This is a genomic window from Candidatus Poribacteria bacterium, assembly GCA_021295715.1.
GTDB lineage: Bacteria > Poribacteria > WGA-4E > WGA-4E > WGA-3G > WGA-3G.
Genome location: JAGWBV010000041.1, coordinates 12,028 through 37,424 on the forward strand (window position 1 = coordinate 12,028; position 25,397 = coordinate 37,424).

At 47.6% G+C, this 25,397-nt stretch carries 27 protein-coding genes; 6 read left to right on the forward strand and 21 right to left on the reverse strand.

What is annotated here, in order from left to right:
- From J4G07_11805 to J4G07_11830, 6 genes are all read right to left on the reverse strand, one after another.
- A partial coding sequence (locus J4G07_11805; GenBank protein ID MCE2414680.1) for a hypothetical protein occupies nt 1-182 on the reverse strand: 182 nt, incomplete at its 3' end.
- Between the two features lie 241 nt (nt 183-423).
- Nucleotides 424-2,076, reverse strand: coding sequence for an NAD(P)H-dependent oxidoreductase subunit E (locus tag J4G07_11810; protein MCE2414681.1), 1,653 nt, complete (start codon nt 2,074-2,076; stop codon nt 424-426).
- Nucleotides 2,077-2,244: 168 nt separating this feature from the next.
- Complete coding sequence (locus J4G07_11815; protein ID MCE2414682.1) at nt 2,245-3,063, reverse strand: phytanoyl-CoA dioxygenase family protein; 819 nt, start codon at nt 3,061-3,063, stop codon at nt 2,245-2,247.
- Nucleotides 3,057-3,929: a phytanoyl-CoA dioxygenase family protein gene (locus J4G07_11820; GenBank protein MCE2414683.1), complete on the reverse strand. Its 873-nt coding sequence runs from the start codon at nt 3,927-3,929 to the stop codon at nt 3,057-3,059. The genes J4G07_11815 and J4G07_11820 overlap by 7 nt, the downstream gene beginning before the upstream one ends.
- A 40-nt stretch (nt 3,930-3,969) precedes the next feature.
- Nucleotides 3,970-4,476, reverse strand: a complete 507-nt coding sequence (locus J4G07_11825) for a hypothetical protein (protein ID MCE2414684.1) — start codon at nt 4,474-4,476, stop codon at nt 3,970-3,972.
- Between the two features lie 60 nt (nt 4,477-4,536).
- Entirely contained in the window at nt 4,537-5,421 is an 885-nt protein-coding gene (locus J4G07_11830; GenBank protein MCE2414685.1) for an alpha/beta hydrolase, read from the reverse strand.
- A 210-nt stretch (nt 5,422-5,631) separates the two neighbouring features.
- Here J4G07_11830 and J4G07_11835 point away from each other — a divergent pair, with 210 nt between their 5' ends.
- From J4G07_11835 to J4G07_11845, 3 genes are all read left to right on the forward strand, one after another.
- Nucleotides 5,632-6,435: a LamG domain-containing protein gene (locus J4G07_11835; GenBank protein MCE2414686.1), complete on the forward strand. Its 804-nt coding sequence runs from the start codon at nt 5,632-5,634 to the stop codon at nt 6,433-6,435.
- 129 nt (nt 6,436-6,564) lie between these two features.
- On the forward strand, nt 6,565-7,785 hold the full coding sequence (locus tag J4G07_11840; GenBank protein MCE2414687.1) for a phytanoyl-CoA dioxygenase family protein: 1,221 nt from the start codon (nt 6,565-6,567) through the stop codon (nt 7,783-7,785).
- 118 nt (nt 7,786-7,903) lie between these two features.
- Entirely contained in the window at nt 7,904-9,049 is a 1,146-nt protein-coding gene (locus J4G07_11845; GenBank protein ID MCE2414688.1) for a PmoA family protein, read from the forward strand.
- 31 nt (nt 9,050-9,080) lie between these two features.
- Here J4G07_11845 and J4G07_11850 read toward each other — a convergent pair whose 3' ends face one another.
- The 11 genes from J4G07_11850 to J4G07_11900 form a co-directional block, all read right to left on the reverse strand.
- Nucleotides 9,081-9,944 carry a phytanoyl-CoA dioxygenase family protein gene (locus J4G07_11850; GenBank protein ID MCE2414689.1) on the reverse strand — a complete coding sequence of 288 codons (864 nt, stop codon included), beginning with the start codon at nt 9,942-9,944 and terminating at the stop codon, nt 9,081-9,083.
- Between the two features lie 103 nt (nt 9,945-10,047).
- Nucleotides 10,048-11,151: a Gfo/Idh/MocA family oxidoreductase gene (locus J4G07_11855; GenBank protein MCE2414690.1), complete on the reverse strand. Its 1,104-nt coding sequence runs from the start codon at nt 11,149-11,151 to the stop codon at nt 10,048-10,050.
- 54 nt (nt 11,152-11,205) lie between these two features.
- The gene (locus tag J4G07_11860; protein ID MCE2414691.1) at nt 11,206-11,655 is read right to left on the reverse strand and encodes a hypothetical protein; all 450 of its coding nucleotides are present in this window, start codon (nt 11,653-11,655) and stop codon (nt 11,206-11,208) included.
- The gene (locus J4G07_11865; GenBank protein ID MCE2414692.1) at nt 11,652-12,800 is read right to left on the reverse strand and encodes an AAA family ATPase; all 1,149 of its coding nucleotides are present in this window, start codon (nt 12,798-12,800) and stop codon (nt 11,652-11,654) included. Before J4G07_11865 ends, J4G07_11860 begins: the two co-directional genes overlap by 4 nt.
- Before the next feature lie 94 nt (nt 12,801-12,894).
- Nucleotides 12,895-13,524, reverse strand: coding sequence for an NUDIX domain-containing protein (locus J4G07_11870; protein ID MCE2414693.1), 630 nt, complete (start codon nt 13,522-13,524; stop codon nt 12,895-12,897).
- 50 nt (nt 13,525-13,574) lie between these two features.
- Nucleotides 13,575-14,726, reverse strand: a complete 1,152-nt coding sequence (locus J4G07_11875) for a hypothetical protein (protein MCE2414694.1) — start codon at nt 14,724-14,726, stop codon at nt 13,575-13,577.
- A 2-nt stretch (nt 14,727-14,728) separates the two neighbouring features.
- Nucleotides 14,729-14,854 (reverse strand): PIN domain-containing protein, encoded by a 126-nt coding sequence (locus J4G07_11880; GenBank protein MCE2414695.1) that lies wholly within the window; start codon nt 14,852-14,854, stop codon nt 14,729-14,731.
- Between the two features lie 44 nt (nt 14,855-14,898).
- Complete coding sequence (locus J4G07_11885; protein ID MCE2414696.1) at nt 14,899-15,204, reverse strand: hypothetical protein; 306 nt, start codon at nt 15,202-15,204, stop codon at nt 14,899-14,901.
- A 148-nt stretch (nt 15,205-15,352) separates the two neighbouring features.
- Entirely contained in the window at nt 15,353-16,975 is a 1,623-nt protein-coding gene (locus J4G07_11890; protein MCE2414697.1) for a GH32 C-terminal domain-containing protein, read from the reverse strand.
- A 207-nt stretch (nt 16,976-17,182) separates the two neighbouring features.
- Complete coding sequence (locus tag J4G07_11895; protein MCE2414698.1) at nt 17,183-17,869, reverse strand: hypothetical protein; 687 nt, start codon at nt 17,867-17,869, stop codon at nt 17,183-17,185.
- A 205-nt stretch (nt 17,870-18,074) separates the two neighbouring features.
- Nucleotides 18,075-19,634: a glycoside hydrolase family 32 protein gene (locus J4G07_11900; protein ID MCE2414699.1), complete on the reverse strand. Its 1,560-nt coding sequence runs from the start codon at nt 19,632-19,634 to the stop codon at nt 18,075-18,077.
- A gap of 323 nt (nt 19,635-19,957) precedes the next feature.
- Between J4G07_11900 and J4G07_11905 the strand changes: the two genes are divergently transcribed.
- Nucleotides 19,958-20,653, forward strand: a complete 696-nt coding sequence (locus tag J4G07_11905) for an aquaporin (GenBank protein ID MCE2414700.1) — start codon at nt 19,958-19,960, stop codon at nt 20,651-20,653.
- Nucleotides 20,654-20,698: 45 nt separating this feature from the next.
- Here the strand turns inward: J4G07_11905 and J4G07_11910 are convergent, their stop codons facing one another.
- From J4G07_11910 to J4G07_11925, 4 genes are all read right to left on the reverse strand, one after another.
- Nucleotides 20,699-21,130 carry an Hsp20/alpha crystallin family protein gene (locus J4G07_11910; protein ID MCE2414701.1) on the reverse strand — a complete coding sequence of 144 codons (432 nt, stop codon included), beginning with the start codon at nt 21,128-21,130 and terminating at the stop codon, nt 20,699-20,701.
- A gap of 100 nt (nt 21,131-21,230) precedes the next feature.
- Nucleotides 21,231-21,683 carry an Hsp20/alpha crystallin family protein gene (locus tag J4G07_11915; protein MCE2414702.1) on the reverse strand — a complete coding sequence of 151 codons (453 nt, stop codon included), beginning with the start codon at nt 21,681-21,683 and terminating at the stop codon, nt 21,231-21,233.
- A gap of 307 nt (nt 21,684-21,990) precedes the next feature.
- Nucleotides 21,991-22,275 carry a hypothetical protein gene (locus J4G07_11920; GenBank protein ID MCE2414703.1) on the reverse strand — a complete coding sequence of 95 codons (285 nt, stop codon included), beginning with the start codon at nt 22,273-22,275 and terminating at the stop codon, nt 21,991-21,993.
- Nucleotides 22,262-22,912, reverse strand: coding sequence for an AAA family ATPase (locus tag J4G07_11925; GenBank protein ID MCE2414704.1), 651 nt, complete (start codon nt 22,910-22,912; stop codon nt 22,262-22,264). Before J4G07_11925 ends, J4G07_11920 begins: the two co-directional genes overlap by 14 nt.
- Before the next feature lie 900 nt (nt 22,913-23,812).
- On the opposite strand from J4G07_11925, the gene aroF reads away from it, so the two are divergent.
- Both aroF and J4G07_11935 read left to right on the forward strand, forming a co-directional pair.
- Nucleotides 23,813-24,829 carry a 3-deoxy-7-phosphoheptulonate synthase gene (aroF, locus tag J4G07_11930; GenBank protein MCE2414705.1) on the forward strand — a complete coding sequence of 339 codons (1,017 nt, stop codon included), beginning with the start codon at nt 23,813-23,815 and terminating at the stop codon, nt 24,827-24,829.
- An 86-nt stretch (nt 24,830-24,915) separates the two neighbouring features.
- A partial coding sequence (locus J4G07_11935) for a hypothetical protein (GenBank protein ID MCE2414706.1) occupies nt 24,916-25,397 on the forward strand: 482 nt, incomplete at its 3' end.

Genomic DNA, 25,397 nt, shown 5'->3' on the forward strand with positions numbered 1-25,397 from the left:
CCACCTATCAGTGCCGAGAGTCCACCTAACCCGATAGGCAGTGCCCGCAACAACGCTGCGAACAGTGCGGTCTCCTCTAAGATCGTCTCGGCGTAGACAGGAAACAACATCTGGACGGGTCCTGTTACCAAACCGACAACGAACACGATGGCGCAAAGAAAAATAAATCCGCGACTCCACATCTTTTAATTTTTCCTTGCGGAGTAATGACATACATTTGAATCTTGGACATTCGTTCCACTTATCCGCTCTCCGTTTCGTTACGAGCTCCGTTTTTTGCTTCTTGATTTTACTTTGCAGTGTGGAACACGTAAAGTCTCATGGAAAATTGCGTTCGCCCATAGGTTTTTAACAAGTGTTCAATGATGAGTAGTTTCTTACTCATTAGAAACCTGCAAAGACAACGGATACAGCGGCTTATATTCAATAATTTAAAATGCGTATCAGGCTATCTGTAATGTTTGGTGCGGCGGTCCCGAGACCGCACGCACTTGTTGCCCTCATAACTGCCCCAATCTCCAAGATGAGTGCCTCCGAATTTGGTTGCAGCGGCTCAGAGAGAAGTTCTGTCAGGCGATGCGTGCCGATGCGGCACGGAAAACATTTTCCACAAGATTCCTCAGCGAAGAATTCCATAGCATTGCGCGCAACATCAAGCATATCTCGCGTGTCATCAAACACCATAATTCCTGCTGCGCCAAGCATCGCACCCACCTTTTGGAAACTCGGCTCGTCAATAGTAATGTCAAAGTCGGTCTCAGCGATAAATCCACCTGATAATCCCGCTGTCGTGATCACTTGAATTTCACGTCCCTCTGGTGCCCCACCTGCCCATTCGTAGAGGAGCGTCTTTAACGGGAGTCCGAAAGGCACCTCGTAGTTCCCCGGTCTCTGGATGTCGCCGGAGAGGCTAATAATCTTCGTGCCTGCCAAATTTTCGTCGTAGCTGAGATTTTTATACCACGCTGCGCCGTATCGTACAATCTGGACAGCAGCGGCGAGTGTCTCCACATTGTTTACTACGGTCGGTAAGTTTTCAAACCCATGTGTTACCGGATAAGGTGGACGATTCCTTGGAAACGGGTGCTTCCCTTCCAGACTGTTCAATAGAGAGCCTTCCTCCCCACAGACATAAGCACCAGCCCCCCGTCGGATATAGATATGGAAATTGAAGTCTTCACCCCGATGTTTATTTCCGAGGATAGCCTCGCTAAGCAGTCCCGCTGCCTCCGCTTCTGCGAGTGCGCGTTCAAGTATCTTTAAGGTTTCTGGGTACTCATATCGGAGATAGATAAAGCCTCGCGTCGCACCTGTTGCGTAAGCAGCGAGCGTCATCCCTTCAATCACGGCATGTGGGGCATAATCGAGGATAACCCGATCCTTGAAACATCCGGGTTCGCCTTCATCGGCGTTACAGACGATCGTCTTCGGTTCGCCGGGAGCATTCAAAACCGATTCCCATTTCATGCCTGTTGGAAATCCAGCACCGCCTCTGCCTGCAAGTTGGCTCTCTTTAAGCGTTTCAATCACATCTGTTTGTGTGAGTGTTGTCAAGGCACGGGTTAAAGCTTCATAACCCCCAGTGCGTCGATAGCCTTCTAATGTATTGCGTTCAGATTCGCGAATTTCGGCGAAGATGCATTCTTCACCATCGCCCGGATGTGGTGGCGGTAAAGGGGTGGGTTGTACGGAGAGCGTATCTACCTGTTTTCCGACGAGCACCTGATGCCCTTTCAGCACTGGCACACAATCGTCGCACCTTCCGGCACACGGCATTGGGGTCGCGCCTTCGTCTTTGAGTGCTTCAAGGATTTCCAACCCACCTTGCAGACGACAGACGGGTCCAGTACAGACGCGCGGTGCGTCCTGTCCTGGGGTTTCACGTGCAAAATGGTGGTAGAACGTTAACGTACCAAAGAGTTCAGCAAGTGGGATCCGCAGTCCGACCGCGATGTCGCGAAGAACTGCCTCCGATATAAACCCGTCTCGGTCATGGAAGGCGTGTAGTAAGGCAAGCAGTGGAGCGGGTTCATCGCGCCATTGGGCAATCACTTCTCGATTCGTCCGGTCTGCCATCTATCTCTCCAGTCCTGTAACACAAAGCGTAATTTTTTCTGTATCCTACCAATTTTCTGGCTTCGCGTCAACGCTTTTTTGAGGTTAAGCTGGGTAGGAGGGATATTCGAATCCCGACTCCTAACTGAATAGTTTTAATACTCTTTTAAAATCCTATTAGGTAGCATTTCATTCTGGAACATCTACTTTATACGGCTCTATGAGTTCATTCAACGCCTTCCGCTGTCCGTGATTGCGACTTTCAAGTTCGTGAAGTGCCTCTGGAATTTCGTCTTTATGCGCATCAAACGGAAGCCACCAAGACGAGTCGGCGTGGTGGAACTGCTTCGCATAGACCCAACGTAAGAACACTGTCATCCGGGGATAATCTTCATGGTTCCAGCGTCGTCCAGCGTGACGTGTGTTCGGCAGAAATACGATAAAATCACCAGCGTTCACTGGAACATTGTGAACCGTCGGTGGCGGATCGTCCATTGTAATGTCCTCTGGATATTGGAAGTTCGATTTGTGGCTTCCGGGGATACAGGCAAATCCATTACCGGGTGGCACATCCACAAGCGAAACAGAAAGATTGAAGAAACTCGCGAAGATCTCATCGTTCGCGACCTGGTATTGGTGGTGTGGACTTCGGAACCACCCTTTATGTCCACCGTGCAGTTCCAAACCGTCAGCGTTGGGATAGCAAATATTCGCTACAACATCGAAGACTCGTGGCTGATTCCAGGTCAAGGCAGTCGCTACGCGCAGGATTTCTGGGTTCAAGATGAGCCGTTGGAACGCCTCATGTCCATAATGCATGTTGTAGACCCACCACGGTTTTCCTTCTGGGGCATTGATTCGCATGGGGGGCTGGAAATCTGACGCGTCCCATTCGGACCACTCAAACATCTGTGCCTTCATCAGTTCGACATCCGCTTTCGGCACGGCGCTACGCACCACAAAATAACCGAGCAGATCAAGATGCCATTTTTCTTCCTGTGTCAGCATAGTTCCTCCCTGTTCTCCAGTTTTTTGAGGATCCGTTTAGCAAACCCCTTTTCGTTTCGTTGGATCGACTCTAATTCGTATTCATCGTCAGAGATGCAATGTCGGTACTTCTCTACCGGCAAATTGTAGTTCTCATTGAAATAGAAGCTGAATTGATACCGATTGAAGACGACTCGGCGTGGGTAATCAACTTTCCAGAATTTCGCGCCGTGCATCAGCCGCGGCGAGAAGACGAGGCAGTCCCCTGCTTTCAACTCAAAAGTAATTGCAGGTGCCCATTCGTTATCAATGTCAATCGTTGTAGGAAACGTAATTCGCGATTTGTGCGTGCCGGGGATACACATGAAACCGTTGTCCTTCGGTACATCAACGAGCGTTATGGCGGTGTTAACGTAATTGCTGTAGATCTGCCCATTTCCGGCTTGGTAGTCGTTGTGCGGGTTACGGAATCCATCAGGGAAGTCAAAACCGCTGGTGTCGCGGTGGAGTCTCTCTTTTTCACCTTCAGGGATAGGACGTTGCTTTTGCAAAACGAGGGCACAATTGAAGAGCCTTGGACGGTTCCACATCAACCCCATCACAATCCGCATCACCTTTTCATTGAGCGATAATCGCTCGAAAATCCGATCACCGTACTGAACATTATTCAACACACCACTATATTCATCTTGGGTGACGTTCACCGGTTCAGGTGCTGTTTCAGGGTGTGCGAACCACCCGTTTGCTATCTCAAGCATCCGTTCTACCTCTACTGGCGATACCACCTGCCGAAGTATCAGGTAACCAAACAGATCGTAGTGCCATTTTTCCTCTTCTGTCAGTGTAGACGGAAGATTGATAGCACTGTCTTCACCGCGAATTAGCATACTGTCTCCTATTTCAAACTATGGTGAATTTTAGAATTACTTATAATGAACCACTAAATTCAAATGGAATGAAACGCTTTGGTTTGCTAACGACTTTATCTCTATTTGTATCGACCAGTTTACTCTTCAGGCTGAATTCACTACTCAACTCCCCTGTCAGAAAATAGGTTCTGCCAGCTTCTACATCAGCAGAAAACCTCGACACAACTTGGCGGTCACTCGGTGTATCCTCATGAAAAGATTCGTATACAACGAGCAATGACATATCGTGCTTCCCTGGCGCGACCAGAATCTCGTCATCAATAGAGATCTTTTCACGCGCCTCAATATTTTTACTCACGGCTAACTTACCATCAATTCGGAACACAATTAGGTGATACCGTTGCAACCAGCCTCCCTCTGTGTCAATTTTGATAGTGGCGAGTTCAGATTTTGGCAACTGCGGTGCCTCATATTCCCCCTCTGGTATAACGACTCCGCAACCGACAAAGGGTAAAGACACAAGTATACCTGCGTATAGAATAAGGATGCTCAATCTCGGTTTCATCTGTTGACCTCCCGTGCTATTAATAGAGTGGTGTATCCACTTATATCGTTTTATTTTCTCCTAAAGTCTACTTGCTCCTACTGTCTCCTTAATTACGTAATCTACTACAAACTGCCTGAGTGATGCTTTCACTTCATCGGGTTTCTCTACCCAAGGATAATGTCCCGATTCGGGGATCGATGCAAACGTACTACGAGGGAACTTGGAGGCAAGTGTCTCTATAAAGTGACTCGGACGAGGATCACAAACACCATGAAGGAAGAGAACAGGCATGGACAGATTGTAAACCGATTGCCGGAATCTTGAATCTTTGGTGTAATTCTTCCAGTCTGCGCCGACCTTCTCGTTCGCTTCATTGCTCACAGGGTATTCATCAAAACTTGGAAGGTTGTCAATTTGATTCGGATCAAATACATCTGTCATGCGACTTAAAGTGCGAAGTCTGCCTAATATTCGTTCCTGTTCAGAACCCTCAACGTGTTCCCTTTGTGCACGCAGACGTTGATATTCTTCACGTTCTACTTCCCTGAGTGCATTCAACCGATTTTCGCGATATTCATCGTGCCATCGGTCATCAATACCTGTGCCTGCAATGTGAAGTACCGCTATCGTCTGAGTTGGAAATCTAACGGCATAGGCTAAAGCAAGTCCTGCGCCCCATGAATGCCCCCCAACAATCCAACGTTCAAAATTGAAATGCCTTCTCAATCCCTCTAAATCATCAACAAATGTGGATACGTCGTAGGGACCTACCAATTGTGAGCGACCACTTCCACGTTGATCGTATCGGACAATCTGACATAAGTCAGGAACCATATCGGCGACGGGTCCGAGATAGTCGTAACTACCGGGACCGCCGTGACAAAGCACCATCGGTATCCCTGTACCTTGAACGGCTGTCCAAAGTCGAACACTATTAATCAGAAGTACTTGCTCTTGGGACATTTCTATCCTTGTATTTAATGATATTAATGCGTTGTTATGAGGATACCAGTTTTGGACACACAAGTCAATCAAAAATCAGTTTGATTTTTTTATTGACAATCTTCCTCATATTTGCCATTATGGCAACAATCGAAATGTGATAAACGCGATTCAGAGGGTATCCGTTAATTTTCCACATCGTATCACTCAACTGGAAAAATGGAGGCTGTCATGAAACCGAAACGTTTAAATTGGTGGGCATTTCAAACCGGTTTTGCCCTCCTCTGTACTTTCATCTTAATTGTTGGGGTGGAAGCTCAAGTTGTTACAGACGGCTTAGTGAGTTATTACACGCTTGACAAAAACGACATCGCTGGCGATACCGTTAAAGATCTCGTTGGCGGCAAGGACGGAACAATCGTCGGTGAGCCGGAGTCCATCAAAGGGCATCTCGGAGAAGCACTTAATTTTGGTGGAAAACCGGATTGTGTGGAGTTGCCGATCCTTTTCAATATCGGGGAGAAACCAGCGACGTATGAAGCATGGTTTTTGAAAACCCCTAACAGTCGCGTCGGCTGGCAATATATTCTGACAAACAAAACGAATTTCTTCGATCATTTCTTTCGGCTTGGTTTTAATCAAAATACCGGACAACTCCGCTACTATACCGAAGAGGCAAACAACATCAGAAAAGCGTGGACAACCGATGAGGATTACGCCGACGGCAAATGGCATCATGTAGTGGCGACACGCGAAGCCGATAAGGCACAGGTGTATGTCGATAGTGCCCTCGTCAAAGAGGATGAGGCAATGTCCGGCAATTTAGGCGGCGGTGAAACGAACTGGAACATTGCTCAAGATGGCAATACCGATGGCTATTTGATAGGTGCGGTGGACGAAGTACGCATCTATGAGAAAGCACTGACCGCCGAAGAAATCAAGCAGAACTTTGAGTCACAGGGATTAGCGGTCCAGTCCATCGGGAAGTTGAGTCTTACCTGGGGGCGGATTAAAACCGCGCAGTCTTATCGTTAATGATTGTCAAATTCAGACAACGTAAGTGGTTCATTTTTTCCAGAAGTTTGGGGTAACACAGAAACTGCCCAAGGTCCTGAAGTTTCGGGGATCCCACTAAACGCTATCTGTTAGAAACGGGAACTGACAATGAAGGTAGATCCACAGCAACTCATTGATGACGGCTACGTCGTGCTGCGACAGGTTGTTCCACCTGATCAACTGGAAACGTTGAGAACGAGTTTTGAAACCCTCGTCGAGAAGCAAAAAGTAGTCTGGGCACGCGAACGGAAACCGGAAGAGAAACCCGGAGGCGTTTGGACAACGAGTGCACAGCCGAGAGTGTTTTTCGATGAGGTCGTTGATGCCGACACCGCTAATACTGTCGAATTTTGTCTGCATGAGAACACACTCGGTGTGAGTCAACAACTCATGAGAGCGCCCGATGCAGCGATCACACTGATGGCACTGATGTGTAATCCTGTGCAAGATCACGGTCCGGCGAGTTGGCATCGTGATATTGACCCCACGGGACAGGCACCGCTCAAGGGTATGCAGATGGATTATGTTAAAAACGGGCCAGGCTACGTTCAGTGGAATATCCCACTTTACGACGATCGCGTATTCTGGCTCGTGCCAAGAAGCTACTGCCGTCCGAATACACCAGCAGAGCACCAACACCTACTGACACGCCCACAGGAGCCGATGCCGGGTGGGATTCCAATCGAACTGTCAGCAGGAGATGGGGTCGTCTATAGCCACATGGGGTTGCACTGGGGCAGCAACTATAGCACAAAATTGCGACGGACGGTCCACCTCGGATATCGTGCTTTCGGTGGAGATTCGTATCCGATCGTTGATCATTTTTATTGGAATATGGGATTCACACAGCACCTTCCCACTGAGGCTCGCACCCGATTTGAACATTTCTTCCAACTCCAACAACAGCAATCTGATGTGATTGAGGCAACCTTTCACGCCATCCGTAACAAAGACGCTGAGGGTTTTAGAGATGGATTGGCGAAACTACACCCGGGTGAAGAGGAACGCATGGTCGCGGTCGTATTCCTCTCAAAATTAGCGGATAAAGTCCGTAAGCTCAAAGACCCGGAAGTCAGTAAACTTTCGATTGAAGAACGCATTGGTGCAATCTCTGCGCATCGACTCAATTTCCATCTTTATGAAGATTTCTCAGAGCGTTTTTCCGCCGAAGCCGCCGAGAATATCTGGAATCGGTTTTCGACGCTATACGAGAAAATCGATGCAGAGATTGCCCAGTCGGTTCCGGACAGAACATCACGCGTAATGCGCTATCAACTGATCGACATGCCAGCGAATTTCGAGGTAGAGGACTTTATTCAGAACTGGTAGAAATGATGAACAACTTTCAAACGAATTGCGTCAATCAGATGTGTCTGTCGTGCAAGAGATGTGCGCTTTGCGCTGGTAGGTTGAACAATTTCACAGTGAAACGAAAGGGAGTTAACTATTGACACAAAATCGAAGTGTACTCATTAAAATAGAGGCGGGTTCGGTCAATCGGAACAATGATCTCGTCCGCATGAATTTCAAACCGAAACGTTACTTTCCAGATTGGCAAGAAGGGATATCAGTGCTTGCGATGTCCATAGTGGAGGGGGACGGTCATGCCTCCGGCGAGGATGTCCCATGTCAATTCGAGCCGACGATACGTGAGCTTGCCTGGCAGACAGGCGAACTTCCGGCGGGGACATCGGCACATTACGCGATCCGACAGACCCATGAGCCGCAACCAAAAGCCCGTTATCAAATCGAACAGAAACCCGCGCATCTGCTCATTTCTGCCGATGACGCGTTATTCGCACGATACAACTTTCTCGGTGTCTGGAAGCCTTACTTCTGGCCCCTCAACGGAAACCATGGGACTGTGGTCCGCGGGGCTGGCGGCGGCGACCATCCGCATCACACAGGGCTTTACCTCGCCTATGGAGGTCACGGTGAAGGTGGATCTGCGAATATCTGGTCTGATTGGGATGAACCACCTTACGGACCCTGCGGGAAGATGTTGCACCAACGGTTTGTCCGAATCACTGAAGGGAACGTCTACGCTGAATTTGTCGAAGACCTAATCCATGTCAACGGAGATGGCGACGTTATCATGACAGAAACGCGGACCGCCCGGGTCTGGTATGCGAACGATACACGGCGGTTTCTGGAAATTATTCACGAAACGACGCCACCGTTGGACATTGGTGATCGACAATTCCTCTTTGTCGCGCGTTTGAACCCGTCAATGGGTATCCCGGAGGAAGGGCACGTTGAAAATTCTGAAGGACAGATTGGCAGAACAGACGTGCATCATCAACGCGCACGGTGGTGCGATTTAGGAGGGACAGTGGGCGATGGAGTGGCCGGTATCGCGATGTTTGATCACCCAGAAAATCCTGAACATCCGGGCTTTTTTGGGGAGATCGCAGTGCAGGAACAGATGAGCATTCTCCACCATCCGCCGGATGAACTGGATGATGACCGTTTCCGCCTGCGATTCGGGGTCTATGTACACGAAGGTGTTACGCCAACGGCAGATGTCGAACGACATTATCAGTGCTATGTAAACCCGGTACAGACGGAAGTTTTGACCGACTCAGAACTTTAGGTGATAACAAGCCAAGCAGCTCGTCGCCAATTCACTGCGGTCGCTTGCGGTGCTTGACATCCAGTTCGCGAAGGAGTGCTAAAGTGTCCTCAAATGGCAACTCACCCGTTGAAGCCGTGTGTTCAAGGTAATCGCGCGTCTTGTTGTTGAAGACGCTATAAAAGGCACGCGCCTCAGTATCTGGATGGTCTTTCCAAAGTTCGGTAGGTATGATCGAATCCTCGCTCAAGTACCGACGGTTCGGATGCCCGTAATAGACTTGCACCGTCTTGCGTTCTTCCTGAGTCGGACGGGTCGTAGCGGTGTGTAAAACACCGATGTTGAAGAGTATGGCTGTCCCGGCGGGACCATACAAATCCACAATTCCGCCCCGCTCTAACTGCGCGTCTGTTTCGAGAATCTCCGCTTCCACCGATTCCGGTGATAAGGAGAAACAGTGCGTCGTTTCATCGACATCGGTCAGATATAGCATCAACTGAATGAACCCGATGCGCAACGGATGTTCAAGCCAATGCTTGGGACCATCTCGGTGCCAGCCGCGATTCAGTTCACCATCATACGGTGCCATGTGTCGGATGCAGATTTCTGAAAAGCAAGGGGCATTACCCATCAGTGTGTGTAGGCAATCCATGACGATTGGATGCCGAACCGCATTGTCGAATTCAGGTGAAGTCAGAAGGGCATCGCAATTCACGGTCTGATAATGTCCGATACGATACCAGTGATCTTCAACTTCAGTGCGATCCCGGTCAAAGGCATGAACAAAATGCTCAACTTCGGCATCACTCAGAATCTTACCGAGTGAGACGTAGCCATTTTCTTTAAAAAACGCATAATCTGCTGGTTTCATGTTTTTAATTTTACCTTGCGGTTCGGTCGGCGGATTTAGATACATTATGTGCCTTTCCGTATATCCACCTGCGCCGTTGTTGCAGGCTAAGGGTCCGATTTTAAGAAACGCACACAGAATGACTGGACATACAGATAGACATCTTTTATCAACGCGCCTGCAACCGTCGAACTCGAGCAGGAGTGTCGTCATTCTGAATCTCTGAAGAGAGAATCTGGAGACTCCGGTCTTCAATCGGCAAATCCACTTTTACACACCCACGGCGATGCGATTCCCGGAGCGCAACCGCTACCTCTAACGCAGCGCGCCCATCTTCTCCCGAACATTTCGGAGAAGTCCCGTTCTCAATGGCGTTAATGAGATCTTCAACGATTGTTAGTCCCATACCTTGCATCCGGACGGGAATCGGAAATGGACACTGCGCAGGCACGCCGCGTCCGCGCCGTCCACCTGGAATCACACGAATCAACTCGAAGGTTTCAGCGTTGTTGACGGAACGGATACGTCCCGTTGTGCCGATGACATCGACCTCCCACGGTGCCGCGCCACAAGACGTACTTCGCAGATACGCACGCACACCATTGTCAAAAACGAGGTAGCCGTTTCCCTGTAAGTCACTTTCACCCGCGGCGGCTTCATCGGATTCCATTTCACCGAAAACCCATTCTACGTTTCCGCCTGCCATATAGCGCAAAATATCGATGGCGTGGCTACCGTTATGTGAAAGTCCGCACTGTGCATAGACTGTCACCTGAAGCACATCACCGATTTCGCCTTCGTCAATAAGTTTTCGGGCTTCGCTAAAGAAAGGATTCCAGCGTCGCGCACAATTAATCGCCAGCGCGACACCTTCTGCTTGACAGGTCTCCACCATTTCATCTGCCTCAGCGAGACTGAGCGAAATCGGCTTTTCTGCCCAGATCGCTCTGACACTGGAGCGCGCCACATCTTGCACAATGGTCGACCGTATCCGTGCTGTCGTACAGACACTAACGATGTCCAGATTTTCCTTCTCCAGCATTTCGCGGTAGTCACTGTAGATATGGTCAGAACTCAGTCCCCACCGTTCGCCGAAAATTGCGGCTTGTTCGGCGTGTAGATCTGCACCTGCTGCCAGTTCTACATTCGGCGCGGCATGGTAGGTTGGACCGTGGCAATAGGGCAGAAAGATTGATCCGCCTTGTGTGATTTCATCATCGAAAGTGCTACCCATACGTCCCAAACCGATTACACCTGCTCGATAAGTTGTCATCTTTTTCCTCCAAGAGAGTTGTGCCAAGCCAAATGAATTTATGTGGCGGTATATTTATGGAATAGTATCTGGTCTCAATCCAGAACTTGGTCCATAGATACCACTTTGATCCAACATTCTACGGTGCTTACTTCTTTTCTGAATGGTGTCAGTTCCTTTGGTTGAAACCCAATGATAGGTACTCCGATCTTTCAAGGTTTCAAGGCTTGTTGTTTTACACCATCGTCTTAACCAATTAAATTTTGAAATAATGCTTTCTACTTCACTTGTTTTCCCTTGATGAACTTCAATATAGTAAACCCTGTCCTTATAGCCAAATACGTAATCCCAACGAGGAGCATTCGGATAGCGTCTTGTGAGACAAGTATCTATATCAACACTACCTTTCAAGTCTCTGGTCACGCGAATCTTTACTTTACTGCTATTTGCGCCCAACGCTTGTAACCCTGCTTTTAGACAATTGGCAATTTCGGAGGTTCTCCGAACGGCATCGGCAAAATTCACAGATCCGCCCTCCCCATCGCCTCAGAGACAACTTCGGAAGTTTTAGTGCTGAATGCTGTCAGACCTCCGAAATCTGATACTGCTTCATCAGGATCCTCAGCGTCTAAGGTTGAAATGTCTTTGACCTGCACATTCTTATCCTGCCGGGAAAAATAATAAGTTTTAAATGTTTTTCCAAGCACCACTTCTGCCAAGGGTTTGGAAAAGTAATTGGATCTCAGATCCAATACTTTCAACAACTTCCCTGGCTCAGCTTTTGCTTTAACAAGATATTGTATTGCCCATACCAGTTCTAGGACTTGCGAAGAATGCGTAGATACAATAACTTTGTAGCCACGTCTCATAAGTTCCAAAAAAACAGTGAGCAGTGCTGAAATTGCTTTTGGGTGTAATCCCATTTCTGGTTCTTCAATAACGACCCAATTTATGTTATCTTTCTTCTCTGCCTTTCCCGAAGGCATTAACCAATACAATCCCAATAGGAGAGGTGTAAATTCTCTTTGTCCGGTCGACCAAGTCATAAACGGTAGTTGGCTGCCTGAAACGTCTAATACGATGCGCTTACGCAGCCCAGATTTATCCAATTTTACCTCTGCCTCTCCAAAAATACTCTTTCCGATCGCGTCACGGAGCATTTTATTCATACGACCCACCTGTGGAAATATAGCCCCTTCACCCGAACCTAAACCCTTTTCCATCAATAGGCGCAATTCCTCGCTGAATTCCTTAACAATGAATGGATCACTTGTCGCGTAGTCTGTAAAAGAGCGAGGCCACCCATCTTTGAGAGTCACAACCCGGTGTGCTGGTATTAGAAAGAAAGTTTTGTCTCTCTTTCTCTTTGATAATGCTTTTCGAGGTGTAAAATCTACCTTATCAACGGTGACTTGTGTTATATCATTCTTCCAAATATGTTCCATTCCCTCGCCAAAATAAAGCGACAAAAAATTCTCCGACTTTTTTTGCCAATCAAAACCGTGTTTTTTGAGAGTTTGCGTGATATTGCCCGCATCTGAAATTAACTTCACAAGTTGAAGCAGAATGCTCTTTCCACTTGCTTGTTCACCGACAAACACTGTCAAATCACCGAAAGTGATATCAGCTTCACGAATTTGCCCCAGTGAAGTGAGTTTAATACGTTCCATAATTACCCTATCTCCTCCGCCTTGAAACTCTCCAGAAAAAATAAAATTACAAAGTTAGTATAGCAATCCATTCTAATTTCTATTTTACCACAGTTCAGATTTTCTCATAGACGAAATCGAGCCACTTGTCTTGTGGCGATATGATCTGAGGTTTCGGCAAAAGCGGTACCCAATACGGCTTGAAAATGTGTCCTTGATCGCTCTTCAATTCCCACGCATCTGCTGTTTCCTCTTGTGTAGACATAAGAAAAAAATGTCTCTTTTTCTGTGCACTTAAGTTTTCATTCGGGACCCATCCTGTAATGTTGGAGTCAATATGTATGGGCTTGTGGGATTTGTCATATTCATACTCAATGTACGAAATGTGTGTGAAATTCTCCTGTGTGGAAAGGTAATCGACGGTAAGCCCTTTGGGTAGTTTTCGCTTGTAGGGAATTGCCGTTAAGTTTGGCTCACTATAAACCTGTGTTGTTTCCGCTATGATTCTTTGGTTATTTTCTAATTCATTTTCAAAACAACCCAGATAGTTTTCAATCTCTACGAATTGTAAGCCCGTTTCTTCATAAGTTTCTCTCTTTACAGCGGTTTCAATATCTTCACCCTTTTCAACAGTGCCTGCCGGAATTTGAACACCCGCAGTTGGATGTTTAAACACGAGTAATTCTTTGACGCCATCTCTTTCACGGACGATAAAAGCAGTAACCTTTTGGACAACTTCATTCACTTATATTTCTCCTGAGATCGTATTCAATTGTTGCAAAGCGTCGCAACTCTCTATCGCACATTCGGAGATCCCGTAACAAGAAGTGCACGCCCCGTTTTTTCTTCAGCACGGAATATAGCGAGGTTCTGACCATTCATATCTTTGATGAGCCAGATATGTCCGTCATAGGTGTGTTGATTGACAAAGGTATCGGGTGCAATCCTACCATAGAATTTCTCATCCCGCTCATAATCCACCCAATAATAGGTAATCTCGGATTTCGTGCTGTTCATAAAAATGATTGCCGTTTCGGTATCATCGTTTCCAGATTTCAGATTTGGGAGTGAACTGAGATCCTGTTCATCTAAGTTTATCCACCTGCCATCACCATCACTGTCTGGATTCTTCAACTGCTGGTGGAACTCCGTCAATTCTATTAACTCAGGCGACCATTTAAACTTCAGAGACCCTTCAGGATTGAATCCTTTGAGATGTGAGAGATGCGTGCGGGTTACCGCCTGTGTGTATCGCCAGTCGGTATCTCCGAAAATCTCTGTGAGCAGCGTAGCAAGCGATGGGTCGTATGCTTTCAACTTGTCACGGGTATCGACGTGATTGTGTTGGTCGTCATTTGCCCGATTGGTATCGAACCAAGATTGCGTCCCTTCAGCCCAGTATTCTGCTCTGCTTGTAATGGCGTAGGTATTTTTCCACAGCCCTTTCTCAACCGCCGCTTCAAACAATACCGTAAGGCGATCATCAAAACTCGGATCGACCGTATTCAATCCCATTTGGTGGATCGCATGCGCGAATTCGTGGACTAAAATGTTCTCAGTGGAATAAGGGTCGCCTGCGTAGTTAAGCAGATTTTCCTCACCACAACTGACAGCGGGTCTTGCGGGGGTGGAACCCAAACCGCGAGCGCGTCGGTCCCAGTAGTAGTCGGGTTGCAGATTACTATGTTCAGGGATTTGGGTTGTGAGTTCGTTATATGCCATCACCGCGAAACGCACATTGTTTTCCGCGAGTGCTTTTAGTATATCCTGACGATGTCCAATCATCTGCCGAATGAGCCATGCTGCTTCCTTTACGGCATAAGGATTCACCTTCGCTGATGCGACAACAGGCAATCCTTCCACGTCAATCCACTGCTTATAAAACGGATCCAAGTTGAAAGTTGTGCGAACGGTAACAGGCGGAAACACAGGTTCAAGTATGTTCATGATCAATTCGTCCAATCTTCCAGTTGTAATCCGAATCCAGCAATCCTTTGAAAATCTGAGTCAGCAGTGACGAGAATCGCATCAAGTGTCATAGCAGTCGCGGCTATCCAAAGATCGTTCTCTGACAAGGGAGTTCCTTGTTGTTCGGCGTAATTCTTCAATAGTCCATCAACTATTTACTTTCCGACTCGTCGAATGCAGAATCAAAACGCATCGGGATTTCTCCTTCCTTAATTGCGTTTAGGAGTACCTCCGCGTCTTCCGGTGTCACATGATATGATTTGTTAATAGCATTTAATATCCGTGTGGGCTGACCTTTTCGTTTAAGTGTGGACAAATCCGGCGAGTTTTCTAAACTTTCTGTTGGAATTTCTGATTTCCAGACGAGGTATTCTAAGTAACGCTTCAATTCTTCAATTTCAGAAGCGGATAATTCCTCGACAGTATCAAGGACCCATTTTTTTCCTCTAACTGACACGGCTCTCCTCCTTTTTCGCAATGTGCTGATGCTGCCGACAAAGGGATCGCACAGCGATTTTCGCAAACCTATTGTAAAGTTTATCAAAATTTACGGCCTGCGTCAAACGTTTCGCGCTTTCATAGGGCTATTTCCTACCCGGCACGTCCTACTCTCTCTCCCGATATTTCAACTCCTGCCAGATGGCGCGCATCTGCCACACATCCATCGAAACGATCTTCGCCTCTCCACCGATTGCGAAAAGCGAGATACCGTTGCTCTCTTCTTGCTGTGGATAGACGCGTGCAACGGCGCACTGTCGCGAAAACAGTGGAAATAGTTTGTCAATGCCTTTTCTCGGAAATGCCCATTCTGGCAAACATTCCCCGTTGTCGGCAAAGACTTCAATAAGACTCCGGTCAAGGAAGATGCGAAGTCGAAGCTTGCCGTCACTGCTCAGACGGAGCGGGGCATTTTCTGGGGGTTTACCGACAAGATCTGTACGGAGGGAGGAATAGGATGTGTCGATCTGCAGACTATCGTTGGTCTTGCCGTGTCTGTGGTTGTAGATAGAGATTTTTGTCCGTTCACTTCCGTCTGGGGAGCGGAACACATACAACCCGAACTCCCGTGCTGTTCCGATGTCAACGGTCATGTCTATTTCAATCGCTTTGCCTGCGGCATTGTCAATGACGCGTTCTTCATTCGCTGATAACGCGATGTCAGTGAATCGAGTGCATGTGCCTCGTAGACTTTTCACCTCTTCTACCGGTTCCATCGCCAGGGCGTTGTCCTCTTTCAGCGTGAGATGCCATGGGAGCGTCATACATAACCCAGACGCGGCTTCTTCACTCTGCCTTCCATCAGAACAATTTAAAATGGCGATGAGGCGACCGCGAGAATCTATTGTCGCAGAGGGGCAGGAGACCATCCCACCACCGAAAGTACCGTGGTTGATTCTACCGTGATATTCAGGTGTAAACCTGTGTGTTCCATCGTCGTATTCACCGATGTAGTAGCGCGCCGAACGTTTATGACTGAAGAGGAGCAGGATGTGTTTACCGTTTCCAATAGGCAGGAAATTTGGTACCGCACCATCTTCACCCAAGTCGCAGAAAACATCATCAATCAACAACGGGTGGAGATATTCCCAGTGCGTCAAATCCTCTGAGTAAAAGAGGTGGGAAGCAGATCTGCGTCGTTCACGAATCCAACCGTTCGTTGATGTTCCTGAGATCGAATAGTACCCGTCCTCTTCTTTCCAGATGCACGGATCAAAGACGTTATAAGGCTGTTCATATTGATTCGTCTCGACATTCGGAATGACTGGATTGTTCGGATGCTTTTTCCAGTTAAGTAGGAGTGGATCGTTGGCAGTGGCGATACTATTCCCCGACATTTTACCGTGGTAGATAGCGACAACCCGTTCATCTTCCACGAGGCACTGTCCGCTAAAGCAGTGCAGTTCGGTATCTGGATACAATGCTGGCGGCAGATCGTGCCAGTGTACCAGATCCTCACTATAACAGTGTCCCCAGTGCACCCGATTGACATCTGGGGGACCGAATTGATAAAACAGATGATACCTACCTTGCCACTCGCAAAGTCCGTTCGCATCCCCCATACCGTAGAGAGAGGACATGTGATAGATGGGACGGTAGGGATCTGATGCCCACGCTTCTCTCCGTTTCTTATAGTCGCGCACGGTCTCATCCGTCTCAAGGGCCGCGTACTGTTCCGCCTCTGTATCGGGATAGGTTTTACCTCGGAGTTTTTCCCATGTATCCGCCATATCAGATTTCCTTATTCAAAGTCTCGCTTGTGAGCATAATGGGTAATTCGGAAATCAGGGGATGCAGGAGACTTGAAGCTGATACCCAGAATTCAGCGTCAAGTCCCCAGTATCAAATCGGGAAATAGCAGCAAAAAAACGGATGATTCTTGTTAATTGGAATGACCTTTCAGTCTTGCCCATAGCGTTGTTAATTTGCTTGTAGCTTCAACCGACAACGCTGCCCCCCCCAAATTTAACATCAATCTCAAATTCATGAATTGTCTCGTGCACATCCCGTTCTCTGGGTGTGACAGGTTTCTTCCAACGGTCTTTGTTCGGTTTTCCTTTCGGGACTTTCGTTGCTTCAACATCGGGCATTGAATCCACAATTTTCGACACATCCCATACAGGAATTTCACCTACAGGAGAGAGTGTTGCGATATTGGCGGAACGTCCGATTTCAACCCCATTCAGCCAGAGGATGTAGGAATCGTCATAGTCAATCCGAAACATAATTTTTTTCGATGTGACCGCCTCAGGCACATCGAAGTGATAGCGCGTGTAAAGTGAACCGACCTCCCCTGATTTGATTTCCGTATTGTCATCACCATCACCGTACCCGATGCTGATGATGCCCTTTTTCCACTTCGTATCGTCAAATTCGAGTTCAGTCCAGCCATCAACGTCTTTGTCAGGAACATGATATTTCACCTCAAAGCCCTCGTCAAAAATAACATCCTTCCCGACAGTGAGTTGTATAATCAGGGTCATATCACTACTGCTAAATCCGTCATTATAACACCCCGCGGCGAGCACATTATCTTTTGTAAAGATTTTAGGGGTATCAAGGGCATAAGATAGAGATGCGAATACACAGCAGAGGCATAGGTAAAAGAGAATTCGTCTAATCATTGGAATATCTCCCTATTGGTTTCAAAGCATTCAGCGTGAAAAACAAAATATCAGATACATTCTTCCGATCAATTGCCTGATAATAGCAAATTTGACGGACATCGTCAATGAAAAATCAAACCGATTGTTCATTTATCTGTCTAAAACCTGTATCCGCTTTAAAATCCTACTACTATAACGTGCACAAGTACGGTGCCTATTGGTATTAAGCATAGATGTTCTGCATCTGCCAAGCATCTAAGGATTTGAGTTCACAGGCTTGTCCTTGTGAACGCAGTGATACACCGACACTCTCTTCCTTGTCGGGATAAACGCGCATCGCCACACACTGTTTCCCATTCGCGAAGACCTCCACAACGCTTTTGTCAACAAATACCCGTAATTTGAGAGTCTCGTCTTGTGAAATGGAGACGGCTCCGGTTTCCGGGGCGCGTGAGAGGACATCGGACGCGATTGATGAATAGGATGAATCAATCGTGAGTAAACTGTCGCGAACGCGGTCAGGCACATCTGGGTTACGCATACCGCGTTCTCTGAAGAAAGCGATACGGGTGAATTCTTCCTTCTGCGGCGACCGAAGGACGTTCAATTCAACCATCGGTGCCGATTTCGGATCGATTTCGAGTTCAAGTTCCATGGCGTTGCCGTTTATGCCTTCCAGCACGACCTCCTCGTTTGCGGGGAGCGTCATCGCATTGACACGCTGATGCGCATACCGTAGCGATTCAATGTCGCCAGCTGGCTCAATACCGACTTCATCTCTCGAGAGAAGCGTCAAACGACGCGGCAACGTCATGATCTGATTCCAGCCTTTGGTGGGCTTCGCTGGGTTCATGTTGTAGATAACAATAAGACCGCCGTTACCATCAGGGACAGCAGAGGGAGCGTGAACACCGGCAGGGGATGCCGCTCCGAAATTGTTCTTCGCACCTGCTGTCACGATAAACTTGTCGCGTTCGGTATCATAATCACCGAGTAGATACTGACCGCCGCTCATGTGGCTGAAGAAAAGGAGCATGTGCCGGTCGCCGATGGGCCAAAAGTAAGGACACGCGCCGTCATCGCCGACTAAGGTGTACATATCATCTTCGATGAACGGATGCAGGTAAACCCAGTTTGCCAGATCTGCTGAACGGAGCAGAAAATTCGCACGGACTCGTTTACCGCCCGGTCCGTGTGGGAGTGTACCCCCCGAAAGCGAGTAATACATACCGTCTTTTTTCCAGATACATGGGTCGAAAACACGATAGACCGGTGTTGTGCCGTCGGCGTGTTGCGATGGGATAACCGCTTTTCCAGAGACTTTCTCCCAATTGAGAAGCAATGGATCGCTTGACACTGCTACCATATTACCGACAACCGTTCCGTGATACATCGCAATTACGCGGTCTTCCTCGACAAGCGTTGAACCGGAGAAGCAGCATCTTTCTGGGTTCGGATATATCGCGTAGGGAAGGTCGCGCCAGTGGATGAGATCATCGCTGATTGCGTGTCCCCAGTGCTGCCGTGTATCTTCAGGCGGATATGCCTGATAGAAGAGATGCCAGCGTCCCTGCCAGAAACAGAGACCGTTCGGATCGTTGAGCATCGCTTCAGGGTTGATATAGTGATAAATCGGACGGTGCGGATCACCTTCATACGTTTTCCGATAAGCATTGAGCCGTTGCATCAGTGGATTTGTCTCCAACGCTGCTTCCTGCTCTTCCAATGTGTCTGGGAACGTATAATGCGGTACACGCGAAGTGTAGTCTTCGTTGGTTTCCATCGTTTCTCCTCTATTGTGTAATATCAATAAAATTCTGTGGCTTTTAGCATAGCATAGCATCGGTTGAATGTCCACAATTTTTAGCTGCACTATACCACTGAGACTTTTGACGATGCCACATAAATGCTATAATATTGTCCAAAATTTGATGTAAAATTAAGGTATAATAAAGTTATCGTCGTACATATTGGGAAGCAATCGGGTTTCAATGGATTTGGCACACATGCTACTTCCAACGCTGGAAAACTGGAATACCCGAAATGGGAAGGCATCAATCCAACAGACTATGTCATTTTAGAATAGGACACTCATAGCGGGGTTTCATGAATACAAAGAAATTAGTTGTCGAATTTGTCGGTACCTTCGCGCTCATCTTTATCGGAGCAGGCTCGGTAGCGATGGGTGCAGGCGGTTTAATTGGGGCGGCATTCGCTCACGGTTTTGTTGTTATAGCGTTTATTTATGCCTACGGACATATCTCCGGCACACATATCAATCCGGCTGTGACGTTGGGATTTTTGATAGCAGGCGAAATCGAATTCGTTGTAGCTGTCGGTTATTGGATTGTGCAGTTTCTTGGTGGAATTTTGGGGGCAGTTCTGCTTAACATCGTACTACCGGATCCTGGCGATCTGGGTGTAACAATTCTAACCACAGAGGCTAATGGGGGACCCTTCACGGTTACTGCAACGCAAGGACTTACCGTCGAAATCATACTCACCTTTTTCCTCGTCAATACCATCTTCAATACCGCTGTGAGCGGGAAAGCAGGGAACTTCGCAGGGCTCGCTATCGGATTGGCGTTGATGTTTTGCATCGTCATGGGGGGACCACTGACACGGGCTTCGCTTAATCCTGCCCGGACTCTGGGACCTGCTGTTGTCAGCAGTAACTACGCAGACATCTGGCTTTATTTTGTAGGACCATTCGTCGGTTCGCTCCTTGCTGCGCTTCTCTATATGGGTGTTTTGAAAGATAAAGGAGAGGCGTACACGCGTATCACAGAAAAAAAAGGCTGACACATTCACGCGCCAGCCTTTTCATTTTGTGCTATGGAAAATGTATTAGGATGCAGTTGTAATCGGGATCGCAGTCGGTTTCACGGCTTCCGGCTTCGGAACGGAGAGCGTCAACACACCATCGCTAAATTCGGCTTTGATGTCGTCTGTCTCTACTTCCGATGGGAGCCTAAATCTCCGGTGGAAACTGCCGTATCGCCTTTCAACTCTGCGATAGTTTTGGGTATCGTCCACTTGCTCTTGCCGTTTTTCCCCGCTGAGTGTCAAGAGGTTATCTTTAACGGAGACATGGAGATCGTCCTTGGCGACTCCGGGTAGTTCAGCACGGACTTCAAAACCATTGTCTGTTTCCGAAATATCAACCGAGGGCACCCAGTTGTTTCCGTCTGCATCGCTCTCTGTGTGTTGAGACGCGAAAAACGGGCTGTAGAATCCGAATAGATTTCCTGTCGGTCTGCGTAAGGTCAAATAAGTCATTTTTCATTCTCCTTTAGTGTAATCTGTCGTTCGTGTGTTCTTTGTATGCGAAGGGTAGCCTCGGAACTGTTAAGTCAACGCGGCTACCCAAGTTGTTGGATTAAGAGTTTACTTTGATTGAGATTTCAGTCGGTTTCGCCGCTTCCGCCTTCGGGATTCCGAGGGTCAAGACCCCATCCTTGAATCCTGCCTTAATGGCATCGGTTTCAATGTTCCTCGGTAGCGTGAAACTCCGTTGGAAGCTGCCGTACCGTCTTTCCACACGATGGTAATTTTTGCCTTCCGTTTCCTGTTCCTGCCGTTTCTCGCCTTTGACAGTGAGGACGTTGTCGGTTACGGAGACGTTGACATCTTCTTCGGAGACACCGGGAAGTTCGGCTCGAATTTCATAACCGTTTTCCGTTTCAGAGATGTCAACCGTGGGCATCCAAGCCGTTTCTTCCGTATCCGTTTCACTTTCATGAGGAGCAAAGAGGTCTCCAAAAATGCGTCCCATTTCGTTGTGGAGGCTAAACAGGTTTCTCATCGGTCTGCGTGTCGTTACGTAATTCATTTTTTTCTCCTTTTGAATTTTGCTTTTGTAGATGTTAGATGCGAGTTCTATGCCAAATAGGTTGCAAGTTTTGTGCCAATATCTTCTGAGTCGATCTGGAGGTGTTACCTCCCTGTTTGTCTGTTTATATGTAAAGCAAATTCCGTGCCAAAACTGTTTTTTATCCAAAATTACGTATCATGAGAAAGCTACTCGTAAACATGCGACCGGAGTTGATACCTGTAGTAAGTGGGGATTCGGAGGTCGCGCGTGAAACTCGCTCCTACAGAGGAAGATACTAAAGCGTGGCAGGAGTCGCGAATGGGACTCATTCCTGCCGAAAATGTGGTAGCGTTGATAGAATAGGATAGAAAAACAGGTTCGCCAAAATGGCACAACTCTTGCCACTGTGGCAGGACGTGATGTCAAAATGACTTTGACAGATAGAGAGAGTAGAGATAGAAATATCTTCGGCGACTGTTATAGTAAAGCCCATGATTACTCGGACATCGACAGTAAGCGAGGTTACAACCCTCGCCAGCGGCGATGCGAGGGTTCGCTGAATGCGTGTCAACTTATTTTTTAGTTTACTATAACTGCTAAGCCGATCCATTTTCCTTGATTCGAGCGCGGATTCCGGCGACAAGCGTTCGCAATGCCACTGGGTTTTCATCTTGGAATGGGATAATCAAATCAGCATACTGCTTACAAGGTTCAGTATAGACTGGAAAGTTAGGCAGGACATCGCGCCGATACCAGTTGATAGCCCACTCCAAATCACCTCCGCGTTGCGCAACATCACGAAGCATCCGCCGTAGGACCCGTTCATGTGCATCTACGTCAAGGAAGAGTTTCATGTCCATCAAGTCTCGTAAATCTTCACTCCAGAAGATGAGGTGTCCTTCCACAATAACGACTTTACTCGGTTGCACACTCGCTTTTTCGGCACCGCGTTGCGCAGCACGGGTGCCGGGGGTGGGTGTGTTGATCGCATCGCCATCTCGAAGTTTCATGATGTCTGCGATGAGGGCATCCCATAGAACAGCATCTGGATGATTCGCAGTGATAACACGTTCCCGTTCTGCTTCCGAGTATTCCGACCAGTCGCGAAAATAGGAGTCTTGATTTAGCACAACAGGCGAGAATTCCGCGAGTTGTTCTGCCAAGGCACTCGCGAACGTCGTCTTTCCAGATGCAGAACCGCCCATAATCCCAACGGTAATCGGTGTAAAATGTTCTGGTTTCGGCATAGTTTTCTCCGTAGTGTTCTCTTTTCGTATCTTATCACACCTTAATTTAGGAGTCAACGCCATTTTATTCGCTGATAGGAGCATTTAGTTTTAAGAAATTATTGAGTTTCGCGACGCTTTTCGAGGATCCGGTGCGGTTGGGAAACCGCACCTACCGGGCCCGGGGATCAAAAACGTCTAAAGAAACGGAAAACTAAATACCCCTTTTGCCTGAAAAACGGCTTCACATCTACGATCACCAAAAAAGAAATTTGACTTGCATAAAAAAATGTGTTATTATATAATAGGATTAATTGTTTTACAGAAAATTACGGTATCTTCTTTTCAAGACGCTATTCCTTGCGAAAGTTTTAAACGCTTTTTGAGAAATAACGTCTTACGTTAGTAATAAAAAGATCCGCTTTGATATTTGATAGCGGAATTTGATTTCAGAACATTAGGGTCGCGCCCTTTTACGACTTTAATTTTTAGGAACTTGATGATGCGAACGCTTCAACATAACACGACCACAGCACAGATACCTCATGTTCGGGTTGCTCCAGTCTCTCTACGAAACACTTCCCCGTACACATGGTCTCTTTTTACGCCGTTTACAAGCCATGACTTGTTTGCTGGCTTTTTTGGATTGTATCTGTATCTTTATCTGTACTTGTATTTGTACAGCAACGACAGGTGGTGAAGGTTCGTAGGCGATGCCCATATTACAAAAACTAACGGATTCAATTATCACCACCCGGCGTTGAAGTAGACTTCAATGTTGGGTATTTTTTTTAACCGAGTTTGATTTGCGACAGACAGAATTATTTTTCGGTGTTTTGGTTGTCATTCATCGAGCAACTGATGATTGACTCTCACTCTTCCGAAAATTTGCTATTAAGAAGGCGGAGGTAGTTGAAAAGCATGGTAATTGTTACCAAAACCAATGCGACACAAGCAGATGTCGATGCTGTTGTAAAACGGATCGAAGATGTAGGATTGAAAGCACAAGTCTCAGTCGGCGAGAGACACACTGTCATCGGTGTCATAGGAGATAAAACATTGCTTGGTGATATTCCGATAGAGTCAATGTCCGGTGTTGATCGGACGATGCCAATTACGGCACCGTTCAAATTGGCAAGCCGTGAGTTTCGGGATGAATCGACGGTTATTGCCGTCAATGACACAAAAATCGGCGGACGGCAGGTTCCGGTCATTGCCGGTCCGTGTGCAGTAGAAAGCACGGAACAGATCGTAACTATTGCGCAACAGGTCCGAAAAGCTGGTGCGAGTTTCATCAGAGGCGGTGCCTTTAAACCGAGAACAGGACCTTATAGTTTCCAAGGTTACGGTGAAGAAGCTCTCAAAATGCTGGAAGCCGCAAAAGCCGAAACCGGACTCGGCATTGTCACCGAGGTCATGACGCCACACGAAGTCGAACTCGTCGGTGAATATACAGATATGTTCCAACTCGGCACGCGGAACATGACAAACTTCTATCTATTGCGTGAAGTCGGACGGGCAAAGAAACCTGTCATTCTCAAGCGCGGAATGTCGGCGACGATTGAGGAATGGCTCCTTGCCGCTGAGTATATCCTCGCAGAAGGAAATCCTGATGTCATTCTCTGTGAGCGCGGTATTCGGACTTTTGAAACGCACACCCGCAACACGCTTGATTTGAACGCAGTGCCAGTTATTCACGAATTAAGCCACTTACCTATTATTGTTGATCCGAGCCACGGCACGGGTATCCGGAGTCTCGTGTGTGATATGACAAAGGCATCTGTGGCGGCAGGGGCAGATGGATTGTTACTCGAAGTACATCACGATCCAGACCATTCAATGACGGGTGATGGTGCGCAGTCGCTGTTCCCAGATCAATTCGAGACCCTTATGCGAGAACTGAAACAGATTGCTATCGCTGTCGGCCGTGAGATGTAAATGGCGGTCGGCTGTCAGCGATCAGCGGTCAGTAGGAAATCTGTCGGAGTTACGAATATTTCCAACCGGCACAAGCGAGTTACTGACTGCCGGTAGCCGATAGCCGACAACTCATAGCCACTCAGGAAATAGAAAATAAAAATATCTGGAGGAATAGAGCCTTGGACGATTTTCAAAACAACCAGCAGAAAGTCTATATTTTCGATACAACGCTCCGCGATGCTGAACAGACCCCCGGCGCTGCACTCGGTATTGAGGAAAAACTGGAGATTGCCAAGCACCTTGCCAAATTAAATGTTGATATCATTGAAGCCGGATTCCCAATTTCGTCGCCGGGAGATTTCGAGGCTGTCAATCGGATAGCCAACGAGGTTGAGGGACCCGAAATTTGTGCGCTCTCTCGCGTTGTAGAGAAAGACATTACTGCCGCATGGAAAGCTATTGAGGATGCCCCACGTGCCCGTATCCACACTTTTGTCGGAACATCACCGATTCACATGGGACGGATTACACGGACGACCCCCGAAGATACACTTCGGATGGCAACCGATGCAGTCTCCTATGCAAA

What these genes read in the sequence shown, in the direction of transcription:
- J4G07_11850 (MCE2414689.1), bottom strand. Translation starts at nt 9,944, where the DNA reads ATGTATCTAAATCCGCCGACCGAACCGCAAGGTAAAATTAAAAACATG.
- J4G07_11890 (MCE2414697.1), bottom strand. Translation starts at nt 16,975, where the DNA reads ATGGCGGATACATGGGAAAAACTCCGAGGTAAAACCTATCCCGATACA.
- J4G07_11820 (MCE2414683.1), bottom strand. Translation starts at nt 3,929, where the DNA reads ATGCTAATTCGCGGTGAAGACAGTGCTATCAATCTTCCGTCTACACTG.
- J4G07_11855 (MCE2414690.1), bottom strand. Translation starts at nt 11,151, where the DNA reads ATGACAACTTATCGAGCAGGTGTAATCGGTTTGGGACGTATGGGTAGC.
- J4G07_11810 (MCE2414681.1), bottom strand. Translation starts at nt 2,076, where the DNA reads ATGGCAGACCGGACGAATCGAGAAGTGATTGCCCAATGGCGCGATGAA.
- J4G07_11915 (MCE2414702.1), bottom strand. Translation starts at nt 21,683, where the DNA reads ATGAATTACGTAACGACACGCAGACCGATGAGAAACCTGTTTAGCCTC.
- J4G07_11875 (MCE2414694.1), bottom strand. Translation starts at nt 14,726, where the DNA reads ATGAACATACTTGAACCTGTGTTTCCGCCTGTTACCGTTCGCACAACT.
- aroF (MCE2414705.1), top strand. Translation starts at nt 23,813, where the DNA reads ATGGTAATTGTTACCAAAACCAATGCGACACAAGCAGATGTCGATGCT.
- J4G07_11900 (MCE2414699.1), bottom strand. Translation starts at nt 19,634, where the DNA reads ATGGAAACCAACGAAGACTACACTTCGCGTGTACCGCATTATACGTTC.
- J4G07_11830 (MCE2414685.1), bottom strand. Translation starts at nt 5,421, where the DNA reads ATGTCCCAAGAGCAAGTACTTCTGATTAATAGTGTTCGACTTTGGACA.
- J4G07_11835 (MCE2414686.1), top strand. Translation starts at nt 5,632, where the DNA reads ATGAAACCGAAACGTTTAAATTGGTGGGCATTTCAAACCGGTTTTGCC.
- J4G07_11920 (MCE2414703.1), bottom strand. Translation starts at nt 22,275, where the DNA reads ATGGATCGGCTTAGCAGTTATAGTAAACTAAAAAATAAGTTGACACGC.
- J4G07_11840 (MCE2414687.1), top strand. Translation starts at nt 6,565, where the DNA reads ATGAAGGTAGATCCACAGCAACTCATTGATGACGGCTACGTCGTGCTG.
- J4G07_11895 (MCE2414698.1), bottom strand. Translation starts at nt 17,869, where the DNA reads ATGATTAGACGAATTCTCTTTTACCTATGCCTCTGCTGTGTATTCGCA.
- J4G07_11925 (MCE2414704.1), bottom strand. Translation starts at nt 22,912, where the DNA reads ATGCCGAAACCAGAACATTTTACACCGATTACCGTTGGGATTATGGGC.
- J4G07_11905 (MCE2414700.1), top strand. Translation starts at nt 19,958, where the DNA reads ATGAATACAAAGAAATTAGTTGTCGAATTTGTCGGTACCTTCGCGCTC.
- J4G07_11865 (MCE2414692.1), bottom strand. Translation starts at nt 12,800, where the DNA reads ATGGAACGTATTAAACTCACTTCACTGGGGCAAATTCGTGAAGCTGAT.
- J4G07_11815 (MCE2414682.1), bottom strand. Translation starts at nt 3,063, where the DNA reads ATGCTGACACAGGAAGAAAAATGGCATCTTGATCTGCTCGGTTATTTT.
- J4G07_11910 (MCE2414701.1), bottom strand. Translation starts at nt 21,130, where the DNA reads ATGACTTATTTGACCTTACGCAGACCGACAGGAAATCTATTCGGATTC.
- J4G07_11825 (MCE2414684.1), bottom strand. Translation starts at nt 4,476, where the DNA reads ATGAAACCGAGATTGAGCATCCTTATTCTATACGCAGGTATACTTGTG.